At 72.1% G+C, this 15191-nt stretch carries 12 protein-coding genes; 9 read left to right on the top strand and 3 right to left on the bottom strand.

Features of this window, described 5'->3' with window-relative positions; all coding sequences use genetic code 11:
• Nucleotides 1-33: 33 nt before the first annotated feature.
• Both ACFVXC_RS24960 and ACFVXC_RS24955 read right to left on the bottom strand, forming a co-directional pair.
• Nucleotides 34-501 carry a ferritin-like domain-containing protein gene (locus ACFVXC_RS24960; RefSeq protein ID WP_389908790.1) on the bottom strand — a complete coding sequence of 156 codons (468 nt, stop codon included), beginning with the start codon at nucleotides 499-501 and terminating at the stop codon, nucleotides 34-36.
• Entirely contained in the window at nucleotides 498-1031 is a 534-nt protein-coding gene (locus ACFVXC_RS24955) for a hypothetical protein (RefSeq protein WP_389908787.1), read from the bottom strand. The genes ACFVXC_RS24960 and ACFVXC_RS24955 overlap by 4 nt, the downstream gene beginning before the upstream one ends.
• Nucleotides 1032-1330: 299 nt before the next feature.
• Between ACFVXC_RS24955 and rimP the strand changes: the two genes are divergently transcribed.
• The 9 genes from rimP to ACFVXC_RS24910 all read left to right on the top strand — a co-directional run bounded on the left by rimP (nucleotide 1331) and on the right by ACFVXC_RS24910 (nucleotide 14050).
• The gene (rimP, locus tag ACFVXC_RS24950) at nucleotides 1331-1831 is read left to right on the top strand and encodes a ribosome maturation factor RimP (RefSeq protein ID WP_389908784.1); all 501 of its coding nucleotides are present in this window, start codon (nucleotides 1331-1333) and stop codon (nucleotides 1829-1831) included.
• Between the two features lie 2 nt (nucleotides 1832-1833).
• Complete coding sequence (gene nusA, locus ACFVXC_RS24945; RefSeq protein WP_389908781.1) at nucleotides 1834-2832, top strand: transcription termination factor NusA; 999 nt, start codon at nucleotides 1834-1836, stop codon at nucleotides 2830-2832.
• A gap of 207 nt (nucleotides 2833-3039) precedes the next feature.
• Nucleotides 3040-3330: a YlxR family protein gene (locus tag ACFVXC_RS24940; RefSeq protein WP_389908779.1), complete on the top strand. Its 291-nt coding sequence runs from the start codon at nucleotides 3040-3042 to the stop codon at nucleotides 3328-3330.
• A gap of 145 nt (nucleotides 3331-3475) precedes the next feature.
• Nucleotides 3476-6706 (top strand): translation initiation factor IF-2, encoded by a 3231-nt coding sequence (gene infB / locus ACFVXC_RS24935; protein WP_389908776.1) that lies wholly within the window; start codon nucleotides 3476-3478, stop codon nucleotides 6704-6706.
• A gap of 138 nt (nucleotides 6707-6844) precedes the next feature.
• Complete coding sequence (locus tag ACFVXC_RS24930) at nucleotides 6845-7138, top strand: DUF503 domain-containing protein (RefSeq protein WP_383324322.1); 294 nt, start codon at nucleotides 6845-6847, stop codon at nucleotides 7136-7138.
• Between the two features lie 32 nt (nucleotides 7139-7170).
• Entirely contained in the window at nucleotides 7171-7632 is a 462-nt protein-coding gene (gene rbfA / locus ACFVXC_RS24925; RefSeq protein ID WP_389908773.1) for a 30S ribosome-binding factor RbfA, read from the top strand.
• Nucleotides 7629-8546, top strand: a complete 918-nt coding sequence (gene truB, locus ACFVXC_RS24920; RefSeq protein ID WP_389908770.1) for a tRNA pseudouridine(55) synthase TruB — start codon at nucleotides 7629-7631, stop codon at nucleotides 8544-8546. The genes rbfA and truB overlap by 4 nt, the downstream gene beginning before the upstream one ends.
• 286 nt (nucleotides 8547-8832) lie before the next feature.
• Nucleotides 8833-12987: a serine protease gene (locus ACFVXC_RS24915; protein WP_389908767.1), complete on the top strand. Its 4155-nt coding sequence runs from the start codon at nucleotides 8833-8835 to the stop codon at nucleotides 12985-12987.
• A 115-nt stretch (nucleotides 12988-13102) separates the two neighbouring features.
• A complete protein-coding gene (locus ACFVXC_RS24910; RefSeq protein WP_389908764.1) occupies nucleotides 13103-14050 on the top strand; it encodes a bifunctional riboflavin kinase/FAD synthetase in 948 nt (315 codons plus the stop codon).
• A gap of 64 nt (nucleotides 14051-14114) precedes the next feature.
• On the opposite strand, the gene ACFVXC_RS24905 is transcribed toward ACFVXC_RS24910, so the two are convergent.
• Nucleotides 14115-15167 (bottom strand): oligopeptide/dipeptide ABC transporter ATP-binding protein, encoded by a 1053-nt coding sequence (locus ACFVXC_RS24905; RefSeq protein WP_389908761.1) that lies wholly within the window; start codon nucleotides 15165-15167, stop codon nucleotides 14115-14117.
• Nucleotides 15168-15191: the final 24 nt, after the last annotated feature.

Raw genomic sequence — 15191 nt, 5'->3', positions numbered from 1 at the left:
CTGACTGCCAAGAGCATTACTGCCAAGAGCGCCCTACGCCTTGGGGGCCGCGGACCCGGAGGTGTCCGGCCGCGTGGCCCGCTCGGCGAGACCAGGGAAGGTTACGCTCCCGCCGCGCCACCGCGCCGCACGGACCGCCGCGTCCCGCAGCGCCTCGGCGGCGCTCCCGCGCCGGGCGCCGGTGGAGGCCCGTACGAGATCCGAGTAGACCCCCGCGACCCGCTCCTCGAGGTCCGTCGCGAGCCGCACGGCCGCCGCCGGGTCCGGCACCGCGAACGGCAGCGCGTAGGCGGCCGCCGACGGCTCGGGCTCGCCGCCCAGGTCGCGCACCGCGCGCTGCAGCTCGTCGCGCCGGGCGCGGTGCGTGTCGTACGCCGTGCGCGCCTCGGCCCTGCGGCCCTCGCCGATCCTGCCGCCGACGACCCCGAAGCCGTACACGGCCGCGTGCTCGGCGGCCAGGGCGGCCTGTACCGCCTTCAACTCGTCCTTGGAATCGCTCACTTGGCGTCCTCCGTCAGCAGATACGCGTGCGCGGCGCCCGCGGCGGCCACCGACGCGAGCAGCCTGGCCAGCTCCGCGGGCGCGTCGAGCAGCGCGCTCCCGCGCCGCTTCGCCAGATCACGCTCGGCCTCGGCGAGCTCGCGCACGGCGTCCTTCTCGTCCTTGGGGACGGAGGGCTTCGGTGCGGGCGAGGCGGACGCGGACGGAGAACCGGACGAAGGCGGGGGAGTGGAGCCCTCGGCCAGGACCGTCTCGTGCCGCTTCACCTCCGCCCGCAGCGGATCGAGCCGTCCGGCGAGCGCGGGATGCGCGGCAAGGACGGCGTCGTACCGCCCGAGCAGCTCACCGCTGTCCTCGGCGGCAAGGGCGCGCAGCCGCGCGGCGGCGGAAGGACGCTCGTCCGCGTCCGTGGAGCCGGAGCCCGAGCAGCCCGAGAGCAGCACGGCCCCCGCCGCTCTGGCGGCCCCGGTCAGCAGACTCCTGCGGCGCGGCCCCGAGTGGGCGTGCGAGGGGGTGGGATACGACGGCACAGCAGACGTCCTCGGCAGGAAGGCCAGCAAGGCAGGCAGTCAGAAAAAGGCAGTCAGAAAAGGGCAGGCAGTCAGAAGGCGGGCGGGCGAAGCCGGGCGGGAGCCCGGTGATCACCGTACCTTCGCGCGGCCCTCGTACTCGTGAGCGGCTCGAAGCCGGGCGTGCGGCGGCCGGGCGGCGCCGCCCGGCGGGTGGGCGGCGGTCGGGCAGCGGGCGGCAACACCCCTCCGGACCGGATACCCTTTGACCTGACACACGACGATCCCACAACAGCACACGCGGCCGAGGAGTCACCCGGATGAGCACCACCCAGAGCGAGAGGCTGCGAGAACTGCTGGAACCGCTCGTCAGCTCGAAGGAACTGGATCTCGAAGAGATCGAAGTGGCCTCGGTCGGACGCAAGCGGGTGCTGCGAGTGGTGATCGACTCCGACGACGGCGTGGACCTGGACCAGATCGCCGAGATCAGCCGCGAACTCTCCGAGAAGCTCGACGAGAGCGACGCGATGGGCGACGGCGAATACACCCTCGAAGTCGGCTCCCCGGGCGCCGAGCGCGCGCTGACGGAGCACCGCCACTACCTGCGCGCCGTCGGCCGCCTGGTGAAGTTCCAGCTGACGGAGGGCGGCGACGACTTGATCGCCCGCATCCTCGAGGTGGACGACGAAGGCGTGGATCTTGAAGTACCGGGCGTGAAGGGGCGCAAGCCCACCGCCCGCAGGCTCGCCTTCGACGCGATCGCCAAGGCGCGCGTCGAGGTCGAGTTCAACCGCAAGGACAAGAAGGAAGAGGAGGCGTAGCCGTGGACATCGACATGAGTGCCCTGCGGGGTCTGGTCCGGGAGAAGGAGATCTCCTTCGACCTGCTGGTCGAGGCGATCGAGTCCGCTCTCCTCATCGCCTACCACCGTACCGACGGCAGCTTCCGTCGCGCACGCGTGAAGCTGGACCGCGACAGCGGCCACGTCACGGTGTGGGCGACGGAGGACCCGGCGGATCTCGAAGAGGGCCAGGAGGCCAAGGAGTTCGACGACACCCCGTCGGACTTCGGCCGCATCGCCGCGACGACCGCCAAGCAGGTCATCCTGCAGCGCCTGCGCGACGCCCAGGACGACGCGACGCTCGGCGAGTACGCGGGCCGTGAGGGCGACATCGTCACGGGCGTCGTCCAGCAGGGCCGTGACCCGAAGAACGTGCTCGTCGACATCGGCAAGCTCGAGGCCATCCTGCCGGTGCAGGAGCAGGTGCCCGGCGAGGAGTACGGCCACGGCCTGCGCCTTCGTTCGTACGTCGTGCGGGTCGCCAAGGGCGTCCGTGGCCCCTCGGTCACGTTGTCCCGTACGCACCCCAACCTCGTCAAGAAGCTCTTCGCGCTCGAGGTGCCGGAGATCGCCGACGGGTCGGTCGAGATCTCGGCCATCGCCCGCGAGGCCGGTCACCGCACCAAGATCGCGGTGCGCTCGACCCGCTCCGGGCTCAATGCCAAGGGTGCCTGCATCGGCCCGATGGGCCAGCGCGTGCGCAACGTCATGGCCGAGCTCAACGGCGAGAAGATCGACATCGTCGACTGGTCGGACGACCCGGGCGAGATGGTCGCCCACGCGCTCTCCCCGGCGCGGGTCAGCAAGGTGGAGATCGTCGACATGGCGGCCCGTTCCGCGCGGGTGACGGTGCCCGACTACCAGCTGTCCCTCGCGATCGGCAAGGAGGGCCAGAACGCCCGCCTCGCCGCGCGGCTCACGGGCTGGCGCATCGACATCCGTCCGGACACCGAGCAGCCGCAGGACTCCCCGGAGTCCTGATCGGTGCCGATCGGCGCCGATCCGTGCTGCTCGTCGTCCACCCGTGCCGATCCGTGCTGATCCGTGCTGATCGAGTGCTGGATTTGGTGCTGGATCGGGTGCTGACTCAGACCTGATCGAGCCCCTGATCGAGCCCCTGATCAAGACAACAACCGTTCGATTTTTGCCCCAAAGGGGTGAGGTCGGTGCGGGGAGGTAGACTTAATCGTGTCTGGCCGGACGCAAGCCCGCGCATGCCCTGAACGCACCTGTGTGGGGTGCCGGGAGCGAGCGGCCAAGAGCGATCTGCTGCGCATCGTGGCGAAAGAGGGCGTCTGCGCCCCCGATCCAAGCGGTACGCTGCCCGGCCGGGGTGCGTATATCCACCCCGTCCCGGTCTGTCTCGACCTGGCGGTCCGACGTAGAGCGTTCCCGAGGGCCTTCCGGGCCCCGGGCCCACTCGATACGGCGGACTTGCGCCGAGTCGTCGAGACAGTTGCCCAGCAGGCAACACCGTAAGGAAGGTCGCGCGGAACCCCGCGCGGCCCTGGTATTCCGCGAGTTGGAAGTAGGTCGAGATTGCGATGAGCACTCGATGAGCACGCGATGAGTACGCCCATGAAGTAGCGACGGTCCGGCGTAACCCGGACCTAAAAGGAGCGAAGTGGCTAAGGTCCGGGTATACGAGCTCGCCAAGGAGTTCGGCGTAGAGAGCAAGGTCGTCATGGCCAAGCTCCAAGAACTCGGTGAATTCGTACGTTCGGCGTCCTCGACGATCGAGGCGCCCGTTGTACGGAAATTGACTGACGCATTGAACACGGGTGGTGGCAACGGCAAGGCCGCCGCCAAGCCCGGGGCGCCGCGCAAGCAGGCCGCCCCCAAGCCGCCGGCCCCCTCGGGCTCGGCGTCCCCCTCTCCCGCGCAGGCCGCCCGTCCGGGTCCGGCCGCGCCCAAGCCGCCGGCGGCCAAGCCCGCCGCCGCGGCCGACAAGCCCGCGGCCTCTCCGGCTGCTCCCGGCCCGCGTCCGGGCCCGAAGCCGCCGACGCCCAAGCCGGCGCCCGCAGCTCCGGCCGCCCCGGCAGCTCCGGCCGCCCCGGCGGCTCCGGCTGCCCCGGCCGCGCCCGCCGCACCGGCGAGCCCGGCTCCGGCCGCCCCGGAGTTCACCGCTCCGCCGGCCGCGCCGGCTGCCCCGGCCGCCTCCTCGGCTCCGGCAGGCCCCCGTCCGGGCGCTCGCCCGGGTGCCCCCAAGCCCGCGGGCCGTCCGGCCCCCGGCCAGGGTGGTCAGGGTCAGGGCGGTCAGGGTGGTCAGGGTCGTGGCGACCGCAACGACCGTCAGGGTGGCGCTCCGCGTCCCGGCGGCCAGGGTGGCGCTGCGCGCCCCGGTGGCCGTCCGGCAGGACCGCGCCCCGGCAACAACCCCTTCACCTCTGGTGGCTCCACCGGCATGGCGCGCCCGCAGGCGCCCCGTCCGGGTGGCGCCCCGCGCCCCGGCGGCCAGGGTGGCCCCGGCGGTCCCGGCGGCGCCCCGCGCCCGCAGGGCCAGGGCGGCGGCCAGGGTGCTCCTCGTCCGCAGGGTCAGGGCGGCGCTCGCCCCAGCCCCGGCGGCATGCCCCGCCCGCAGGGTGGCGCTCCGCGCCCCGGTGGCGGTGCGCCCGGCGCCGGTGTTAATCGTCCGAACCCGGGCATGATGCCGCAGCGTCCCGCCGCGGGTCCGCGTCCCGGTGGTGGCCCCGGCGGTGGCCGTGGTCCCGGTGGCGGCGGTCGTCCCGGCGGTGCCGGTGGCGGCGGCGGTCGTCCCGGTGGCGGCGGCTTCGCGGGTCGTCCCGGTGGTCCCGGTGGCGGTGGCGGCGGTTTCGCCGGTCGTCCCGGTGGTCCCGGTGGCGGTGGCGGCGGTTTCGCCGGTCGTCCCGGTGGCGGTGGCCGTCCCGGCTTCGCCGGTCGTCCGGGTGGTCCCAACGCCCGTGGTGGCACGCAGGGCGCCTTCGGTCGCCCCGGCGGTCCCGCGCGTCGTGGTCGCAAGTCGAAGCGGCAGAGGCGCCAGGAGTACGAGTCGATGCAGGCTCCGTCGGTCGGCGGCGTCATGCTGCCGCGCGGCAACGGCCAGGCGGTTCGCCTGTCCCGTGGTGCCTCGCTGACCGACTTCGCCGAGAAGATCAACGCCAACCCGGCGTCGCTCGTCGGCGTGATGATGAACCTCGGCGAGATGGTCACTGCCACGCAGTCCGTCCCGGACGAGACGCTGAAGCTCCTCGCGGACGAGATGAACTTCGTCCTTGAGATCGTCAGCCCGGAGGAGGAGGACCGCGAGCTCCTCGAGTCCTTCGACATCGAGTTCGGTGAGGACGAGGGCGGCGAGGAAGCACTCGTCGCGCGTCCGCCGGTCGTGACCGTCATGGGTCACGTCGACCACGGTAAGACCCGACTTCTGGACGCGATCCGCAAGACGAACGTCGTTGCGGGCGAGGCCGGCGGTATTACGCAGCACATCGGTGCGTACCAGGTCGGTGCCGAGGTCAACGGCGAGGACCGCCGCATCACCTTCATCGACACCCCCGGTCACGAGGCGTTCACCGCCATGCGTGCCCGTGGTGCGAAGTCCACCGACATCGCGATCCTCGTGGTCGCGGCGAACGACGGTGTGATGCCGCAGACGATCGAGGCGCTGAACCACGCCAAGGCGGCCGACGTGCCGATCGTGGTCGCGGTCAACAAGATCGACGTCGAAGGTGCCGACCCGACCAAGGTGCGCGGTCAGCTCACCGAGTTCGGTCTGGTGGCGGAGGAGTACGGCGGCGAGACGATGTTCGTCGACATCTCCGCCAAGCAGGGCGAGAACATCGAGGCCCTCCTGGAGGCCGTGGTCCTGACCGCGGATGCCTCGCTCGACCTGCGCGCCAACCCTGAGCAGGACGCGCAGGGTATTGCGATCGAGTCCCACCTGGACAAGGGCCGCGGCGCCGTCGCGACCGTCCTGGTCCAGCGCGGTACCCTCCGCGTCGGTGACACGATGGTGGTCGGCGACGCGTACGGCCGAGTCCGCGCGATGCTCGACGACAAGGGCGAGAACGTGGAAGAGGCGGGTCCCTCGACTCCGGTCCTCGTCCTCGGTCTCACCAACGTCCCGGGTGCCGGCGACAACTTCCTGGTCGTCGACGAGGACCGTACGGCCCGTCAGATCGCCGAGAAGCGTGCCGCCCGTGAGCGCAACGTCCGCTTCGCCCGCAAGGGCGTTCGGTTCTCCCTGGAGAACCTGGACGAGGCACTCAAGGCTGGTCTGGTGCAGGACCTCAACATCATCATCAAGGGCGACGCGTCCGGTTCGGTGGAGGCTCTCGAGTCCTCGCTGCTCCAGCTCGACGTCGGCGAAGAGGTCGACATCCGCGTCCTGCACCGCGGTGTGGGTGCGGTCACCGAGTCGGACATCGACCTGGCGACCGGCTCCGACGCGATCGTGATCGGCTTCAACGTCCGTGCGGCCGGTCGTGCCGCACAGATGGCCGAGCGCGAAGGTGTGGACGTCCGGTACTACTCGGTCATCTACCAGGCGATCGAAGAGATCGAAGCGGCCCTCAAGGGCATGCTCAAGCCGGAGTACGAAGAGGTCGAGCTCGGCACGGCGGAGATCCGCGAGGTCTTCCGCTCGTCCAAGCTGGGCAACATCGCCGGTGTTCTTGTCCGCTCCGGCGAGGTCAAGCGCAACACCAAGGCGCGCCTCATCCGCGACGGCAAGGTCATCGCGGAGAGCCTCAACATCTCCGGTCTGCGCCGCTTCAAGGACGACGTCACGGAGCTCCGCGAAGGGTTCGAGGGCGGTATCAACCTCGGCAACTTCAACGACATCAAGATCGATGACGTCATCGCGACGTACGAGATGCGCGAGAAGCCGCGAGGCTGATCACCGCAGCTCTGGTCGGGGCCGGTCGAGGGGAGTAAATCCCGTCGATCGGCCCCGGTCGTTGCGTGTACGGTTCTTGTGTCCCTGCCAAGTGGTTGGCGGGGCACGAACCCGAACCGGCGGGACATCCGGACACACATGTATGTGGGGACTCTGTCCTTCGATCTGCTCCTCGGCGACATTCACTCGCTGAAGGAGAAACGCTCCGTCGTCCGCCCGATCGTCGCCGAACTCATCCGTAAGCACGGAGTGAGCGCGGCGGAGACCGGGAACCAGGACCTCCATCGCAGGGCCGAGATCGGCCTCGCGCTGGTCTCCGGGGAGACGGGGCACCTCACCGACGTACTGGACCGGTGCGAGCGCATGGTCGCCGCCCGTCCCGAGGTGGAGCTGCTCTCCGTTCGACGCAGGCTCCACGGCGACGAAGACTGATTGCACAGCAAGGCGAAGAAGGAGACGGAGCAGTGGCCGACAACGCGCGGGCGAAAAGGCTGGCGGACCTCATCCGAGAGGTGGTTGCCAAGAAGCTGCAGCGCGGGATCAAGGACCCGCGGCTCGGTACGCATGTGACCATCACGGACACCCGGGTCACGGGTGATCTGCGGGAGGCGACCGTCTTCTACACGGTCTACGGGGACGACGAGGACCGCGCGGCTGCCGCCGCCGGCCTGGAGAGCGCCAAGGGCGTCCTCCGTTCGGCGGTCGGCGCGGCCGCGGGTGTGAAGTTCACCCCGAGCCTCGCCTTCGTGGCGGACGCGCTGCCGGACAACGCCAAGGCCATCGAGGACCTCCTCGACAGGGCCAGGCTCTCGGACGAGAAGGTGCGCGAGGTGTCCGCGGGCGCCGAGTTCGCCGGCGGGGCCGACCCGTACCGCAAGCCTGAGGACGACTCCGACGAGGAAACGGACGGCGACGCCCGCGCATGAGCAGCACCAGCAACAAGACGCCGGACGGACTTGTCATCGTCGACAAGCCGTCCGGCTTCACTTCGCATGACGTGGTCGCCAAGATGCGCGGGATCGCCAAGACACGCCGCGTGGGCCACGCGGGCACCCTCGACCCCATGGCGACGGGTGTTCTCGTCCTCGGGGTCGAGCGGGCGACCAAACTCCTCGGGCATCTCGCGCTGACGGAGAAGGAGTACCTCGGCACGATCCGGCTCGGCCAGGACACGGTCACGGACGACGCCGAGGGAGAGTTCATCTCGTCGGCTGGTATCCCGGGGGCCTCCGGGATCAAGCGGGACGCCATCGACGCGGGCATCGCCAAGCTCTCCGGCGACATCATGCAGGTGCCGTCGAAGGTCAGCGCCATCAAGATCGACGGCAAGCGGTCGTACGCGCGAGCGCGCCAGGGCGAGGACTTCGAGATCCCCGCCCGGCCGGTGAAGATCTCCGGCTTCACCGTGTACGACGTCAGGGACGCCGTCGCCGATGACGGCACCCCCGTACTCGACCTGGTCGTGTCGGTGGTCTGCTCGTCGGGGACGTACATCCGCGCCCTCGCCCGTGACCTCGGCGCGGATCTCGGGGTCGGCGGCCATCTGACGGCGCTGCGGCGCACGCGGGTCGGGCCGTACAAGCTGGACACGGCGAAGACGATCGACCAGCTCCAGGAGGAGCTGACGGTGATGCCGGTGGCGGACGCCGCGGCCGCCGCGTTCCCGCGCTGGGACGTGGACGAGAAGCGGGCGGGGCTGCTGCTCAACGGCGTACGGATCGAGATGCCGGGGGAGTACGCGGGGGCCGGCCCCGTCGCGGTCTTCGATCCGCAGGGACGGTTCCTGGTCCTGGCCGAGGAGCTGAAGGGCAAGGCCAAGAGCCTGGCCGTCTTCGCCTGAGCCGCGCCTTGTGCAGCTGTGCCTTGAGTGGCTGTGCGTTGTCCGTACGGGGGATTCAGCTGTGGACCGGCGGCGGTTGTGTGCGTGGCCGCACGCCGCTCCACGGCTGACCCCCGCCCCCCCCACCTCAAGATGTATCCACTACGCCCCGCCGATTCACCCCTTCGGGCAGGCGCTCGGAGTGAAATGAGGGAGCGGAAGGGGGCGCGTTCGCTACGCGTTCTGTCCCGCTGATCACCGCCGACCTACCGTCAGGAGTACGGGGCGCGTCGCGGGAGGTTCGGGCATGGCGGGACAGGGTGGCCCGACGGCGCTGGACGGGGCCCTGGTGCGGATCTGCGATCTGGCCGGGCGCCCACGGGGGATGGGCTTCGCCGCCGACGACCTCGGCACGGTGATCACCAGCCATGAAGCGGTCGACGGCCTCGCGCGAGTCGTGCTGCACGCGGCGGGGGAGCGCGTCTGTGTGGTCACCGCCGATTCCGTGGTGGCTCTCCCCGAGGCCGATCTGGCCCTCGTCCGCACGGACGGGCTCGGCCTGCGGCCGCTGCCGGTCACAGTCCGCGACGCCGTCCCCGTCGGGACGTACGTGCACCTCGTCGCGCGCGGCCTGCGTCAGGCACGGGTCCTGGGTCCGGCGCCGGTGACGTACACGGCGACGGACCGCTTCCATCTGATCGACGCCGCCATGGAGCTGGCGATCGGCACGGACGGCGCGGACGCGCTGCGGCTCGGCGGTGGAGCGGCGGGCAGCCCGGTCGTCGACGTCTCGTCCGGGGCCGTGCTCGCCGTCCTGGGGACCGCGCTGCACGGCGAGCACAGTGCGGCGGGGTTCGCCCTGCGGTTGAGGGAGGCGGCCGCCGCCGATCCGGGCGGGCCGCTCGCCGAGCTCCTCGCGCACAACGCGGCGACCGTTCCCGCGTACGGGTGCGATCTGAACCTGGCGGGGGCGCTGCACCTCGCGGCGACGTCGGTGGGCTCCGACGGGCCGCGCCCCGCGCTCCTCGAACCGGTCGAACGCCCGGACATCACACGGCAGTTGGCCCAGTTCACCGCCGGGCCCGCGCAGCTGCTCGGCCTGGTGGGCGCCCCCGGCACCGGCCGGACGACGGAACTCACCGCCCTCGCCGCGGGCCGCGCGCGAGGCGCCGAACCGGCTCCCACGCTGTGGCTGCGCGGCGCCGATCTTCAGGGCACGGACACGTGCGTGGGCGACGCGGTGGAGCGGGCGCTCGAGCGGGCGGGGCGAATCCTGGAGGCATCGGCATCGGCGTCGGCATCGGTATCGGCGTCGGCGTCGGCATCGAGGGAGTCGCTCGCCGACGCGGACGACGGGCTCGGGGACATCTCCGCGGGGCGGGTCGCGCGGCTCGTGCGGGACGAGGGGCGGGCGCTGCTCCTGCTGTTGGACGGGCCCGAGGAAATGCCGCCGGCTCTCGCCCACCGCCTCGCGGAGTGGAGCGGGGGGACGTCTCAGTGGCTGCGGGAGACGGGTACGCGGCTCGTGGTGGCCTGTCGGGCGGAGTACTGGGAGGTGGCCGGGGCGCACTTTCCCGCGTCGCTTTCGGCGGGGTGCGTGCGGCTGGGCGATCTGCCCGAGAGGCAGGCACGGATCGCCCGGGAGAGGTACGACATCCCGGACGGGGCGCTCGCCGAACCCGATGCGCGCCACCCCCTCGCCCTGCGGCTGCTCGCCGAGGTGCGGGCGGCCCTGCCGGAGGAGCCGCCGCCGGGGCGCCCGGACCGGGAGGAGATCTTCGAGGCGTACGTGGACGTGCTGTGCCTGCGTGTGGCGGTGCGGCTCGCTGCGGCGAACGGGCTGCGGGGAGCGGCTGTGCGGCGCCTTGCGGCGAAGGTGTCCGGACAGGTGCACGAGGCTGCGCGGCGCTCCCTGGGGCCGGGGCAGGGGGAGCTCGACCGGGAGTCGTTCGAAGCGGTGTTCCCGTGGGGGACGGGATGGGCCTCCGCGGTCCTCACGGAGGGGCTGCTCGTCCCTGCCGGGGACGGATACCGCTTCGCGCACGAGGAGCTCGCGGACTGGATCCAGGGAACGCATCTGGACGTGGACGGGGCGCTGTGGTCGCTGGTGTACCGGCACGGACCCGCGGCGCCGGAGACGGGGGATTCACTGCCGGTACCCCGGCATCGGATCGGCCCGGTGATCCAGGCCTTGCTGTTCCTGGGCCGCCAACGGGGTGCTGCTGAACTCGGGGCTCGCTTGCGGAACTTGGCGAAGTTCGGGGGGCTTTGCTCACCGCCGGATGATCCGGCACCCGTCAGCGAGGGCGCCATCGTTGCGGGCGTCGGGGCCCAGACGCGTGACGGACAGGACGCCACGGCCGTGGCCAGGCGTTCCGCAGAGCGAGCAGGGCCGCCCCTGCGCGAGCGGGGCGGAGAACTCGGGGAAGGGCGGGCGCAATCCCTGCCGTCGGGTGCTGGTTCGGCTGAGGGTGTCGGCGACGTGCCGACGGCGTCGGGTGCTGCCTCGGCGGGGGGCATCGGTGACGTGCCTGCGCCGCCCGGTGCCGGTTCGGTGAGGGGCGTGGGCGTGGGCGTGGGCGGGGGCGGTGCGTCTGTGGCGTCGGGTGCCGGTTCGATGGGGGGCGTGGGCGACGTGCCCGTTCCGCCGGGTGCCGGTTGGGCGGGGGATGTGGGCAGGGTGTCCGCATCGGCGGGTGCTGGTTCGGCGGGGGGTGTCGGTGATGTGCCTGCGGCGTCGGGTGCGGGTTCGATGGGGGGCGTGGGCACGGAGCCTTCACCGCCGGGTGTCGGTTCGGCGGGGGATGTGGGTCGGGTGTCTGCGCCGTCGGGTGCCGGTTGGGCGGGGGATGTGGGTCGGGTGTCTGCGCCGTCGGGTGCCGGTTGGGCGGAGGGCGCGGGCCGCGCGCCCGCATCGCCGGGTGCCGTTCCGGCTGCGGACGCGGCTGCGGATGCGGCTGCGGATGCGGACAGTTCAGTCGCGACGCTGGCTGCCGAATCGCAGGGGGACGCGGACCCGCCCGCACCGCCGGCTGCCGACGCGCGGGGGGACGCCCAGTGGTGGGCCACCCATCTGTTGAGGGAGACCCTCTTGCGCGTGCCCGACGCGCGGCCCTATCGCGCCGTGCTCGAAGTACTCGCCCAGCAGGGCAGCAGGCACCCCGCCAGGTTCTGGCTTGGCCTGCCCCTCCCCGAGAGCGACCGGTTCGACCTGCTGCGGGAGGTCGTGATCCACGACGCACCGCCCGACACTCCGCAGGGCCGCAGCCTGGACGCCGTCGCCGAGCTGCTCGCCACCGCCCCCGCCGCGGTGCAACCCCACCTCACCCGATGGTTCACCGACGAGCGCCCCCTCCGAGCCACCCCGCACGCCACCGTCGCGTCGGCCGCCCAGGCCCTCCTCCACACCCACCGCCACCGCGCCATCGACGACCTCATCGAGATCCTGGCCGACTGCGCACACCCCCGCGCCGACGAACTGCTCGCCGCCCTCGCGGAGGAGGAGCCTTCGGCCATCTGCCGGGCCGTCGACCGCTGGATCCACGACGAGCGGCCCGCCCGCCATGTCGCCGCCGTCGCCTACGGCCTGCGCGCCGCCCCGCACGCGGGCACGGACGCCGACCGCGTACTTCTGCGGAACGCGGCCCTCTCCCTGCTCGCCCGCACAGCCGACGACACCCTGCACGGCGCCGCCCTCGCCTTCCTCGTACGCGACCCGCAGACTCGCGAACGCCACCTGACGCCCGCCCTGAAGCGCTTCATCGCCGGCGACCCCCAGCTGCCCGCGAGCGCGCTCGTCGCCGCCCTGGACACCCACCCGGAGCAGGTGTTCGCCGCTTTCCGGACCCGGCTGCACGGCCCCGGCCCGACGCCGGGGGACGTACTGCGCGACCTCGCCGACGTGACGGCACCCGCGCTCGCCCGGCGCGTGGCCGATCTCGTACATGACGCGCTCGAACTGCGCCCCGACCTGGCGGGGCACGTGGCCGCCCACCTCGACCTGCGGTTCGAGCAGGGGCCCGGCGTCCGCGCCGTCCTCTTCCCACTGGTCACGGACCTTCTGCTGCACCGCCCCGCCCCGGTGCGCGCCGCGCTCGCCGCACCCGTCGCCGCGCAGGGCACCGATGCCTCGCGCGCCCTGCGCACGGAGCTCCTCGACGTGCTGCTGGCCCAGGAGCGGGAGCCCGAAGTCCTGGACGCCGTGCTCTGTGCCGTGGTGGCCGGCGACGACAAGGAACGGGTCCGCGATCTCGTGCACCGCACCGGCGTGCTGCTCGTCCGCACCCCGGAGGGCGCGACCTGCTTCGACCGGCGTCTGGTCGAGCTGGCCCGCTCCGTGCAGGGCTTCTCCGCCCTGGTCACCAGATGGATCTGCGCGGCCCCGCAGGAGTGGTCCGCCCTCGTCGGTCCCAGCGCCCGCCGCATGATCGAGAACCTCGCCGGAGTACGCGTACCCGCGTGACCCCCGCCACCCCCTCCGATGCGATCCCGATCGCGCGGGCATGGCAGTCTTAGACCTGCGCAATCGGCAATGGGACGTACCCAGACGTATACAGGTTCGGCGAGGAGCAAAGACAGTGCAGCGCTGGCGTGGCTTGGAGGACATCCCCCAGGACTGGGGGCGCAGCGTCGTCACCATCGGTTCCTACGACGGCGTACACCGCGGGCACCAGCTGATCATCGGCCGTGCGGTGGCACGCGCCCGTGAGCTCGGTGTGCCCGCCGTGGTCGTCACCTTCGACCCGCACCCCTCCGAGGTCGTGCGCCCCGGCAGCCACCCGCCGCTGCTCGCCCCGCACCACCGGCGCGCCGAGCTCATGGCCGATCTCGGCGTGGACGCGCTGCTCATCCTGCCGTTCACCACGGAGTTCTCGAAGCTGTCGCCCGCCGACTTCGTCGTGAAGGTCCTGGTCGACAAGTTGCACGCGCGCCTGGTCGTCGAGGGCCCCAACTTCCGCTTCGGCCACAAGGCCGCGGGCAACGTCGCCTTCCTGACCGAGCTCGGAGCGACGTACGACTACGAAGTCGACGTCATCGACCTGTTCGTGAGCGGCGAGGCCGGGGGCGGCGAGCCCTTCTCCTCCACGCTCACCCGGCGCCTGGTCGCCGAGGGCGATGTCCAGGGCGCGGCGGAGATCCTCGGCCGCCCGCACCGCGTCGAGGGCGTCGTCGTACGAGGCGCGCAGCGCGGGCGTGAACTGGGCTTCCCCACCGCCAACGTGGAGACACTGCCGCACACCGCCATCCCCGCCGACGGCGTCTACGCCGGATGGCTGCACGCGCAGGGCGAGGCGATGCCCGCGGCGATCTCCGTCGGGACGAACCCGCAGTTCGACGGGACGGAACGAACGGTCGAGGCGTACGCGATCGACCGCGTCGGGCTCGACCTGTACGGCCTGCACGTCGCCGTCGACTTCCTGGCCTACGTGCGCGGCCAGGCGAAGTTCGATTCGATCGACTCGCTCCTTGTCGCCATCGCGGACGACGTGAAGCGGTCGCGGGAGCTGATCGAAGCCGCCGAGTAGCGGCGAGGTGCGGGGGCTCGGCCCCCCGCACCCCCGTACCCCCTCTCGCCCTGAGGGCCCGTCCTCAGACGCCGGACGGGCTGAGACGCGCCGTTGCCCAGTGACAGGCAACCTGCGTCTCGTCCCCGCCGGACAACACCGGCAGGTCCTCGCTCCGGCAGCGGTCCGCCACCCCGGCGCTTTCCGCCTCACCCGAGGCGAGCACCTGGCAGCGCGCGTGGAACCGGCAGCCGCCGGGGATGCGGGACGGGTCCGGCGGCTCACCCGTGAGGATCACCGGGGAGCCGGGAGCCTCCGGAAGCACCGACAACAGCGCCTGTGTGTACGGATGCTGAGGCGACGTCAGAACCTCCTCCACCGTCCCCGTCTCGACGATCCGGCCCAGGTACATCACCGCGACACGGTCGGCGATGTTCCAGGCGAGTCCCAGATCGTGCGTCACCACGAGTGCGGACAGGCCCAGTTCGTCGCGGAGCCTGAGCAGCAGCGCGAGGATCTCGCCGCGTACGGACGCGTCGAGCGAGGCCACCGGCTCGTCCGCGACGATCAGTTCGGGCTCCAGGACGAGCGCGCCCGCGATGACGACGCGCTGGCGCTGACCGCCCGACAGCTCGTGCGGATAGCGCAGGAAGAACCGGTCGGGCGGACGCAGACCAGCCCGTGACAGGGCGTCCGCGACCGCCGCCCGCTCGTCGCCCCCGTACCCGTGGATGCGCAGGCCCTCCGCGACAGCCTCGTACACCGTGTGCCGCGGATTCAGCGACCCGCTGGGGTCCTGAAGGACCAGCTGGACGCGTTTGCGGTACGCCTTCAGGGCGCGGCCCGAGTAGTCGAGCGGCTTGCCGCCGAACGTCACCTTGCCGGACGTGGGCGACACCAGGCCGAGCAGGGAGCGGGCCAGGGTCGTCTTGCCGCAGCCCGACTCGCCGACCAGGGCCACGATCTCGCCCGGCTTGATGTCGAGGTCGACGCCGTCCACGGCCCGCGCGGGCGGCGCGCCACGGCGGCCGGGGAACGTGATGTGCAGATCGCCCGCCGAGAGCAGGGGATCGGCAGCAGGCGGGGGATCAGCCGACAGCGGTGAATCAGCCGACAGCGGTGAATCATCGGTGGTCATGCGTCGCTGCTCCTCGGTGCGTGA

It is taken from the genome of Streptomyces sp. NPDC058257, from assembly GCF_042881845.1.
In the GTDB taxonomy this organism is placed as follows: domain Bacteria; phylum Actinomycetota; class Actinomycetes; order Streptomycetales; family Streptomycetaceae; genus Streptomyces.
Note: the sequence above shows the minus strand (reverse complement) of the source record. Positions and strands in the feature narration are given on the sequence as shown.

What these genes read in the sequence shown, in the direction of transcription:
- rimP (WP_389908784.1), top strand. Translation starts at nt 1,331, where the DNA reads ATGAGCACCACCCAGAGCGAGAGGCTGCGAGAACTGCTGGAACCGCTC.
- ACFVXC_RS24930 (WP_383324322.1), top strand. Translation starts at nt 6,845, where the DNA reads ATGTATGTGGGGACTCTGTCCTTCGATCTGCTCCTCGGCGACATTCAC.
- truB (WP_389908770.1), top strand. Translation starts at nt 7,629, where the DNA reads ATGAGCAGCACCAGCAACAAGACGCCGGACGGACTTGTCATCGTCGAC.
- ACFVXC_RS24915 (WP_389908767.1), top strand. Translation starts at nt 8,833, where the DNA reads ATGGCGGGACAGGGTGGCCCGACGGCGCTGGACGGGGCCCTGGTGCGG.
- ACFVXC_RS24905 (WP_389908761.1), bottom strand. Translation starts at nt 15,167, where the DNA reads ATGACCACCGATGATTCACCGCTGTCGGCTGATTCACCGCTGTCGGCT.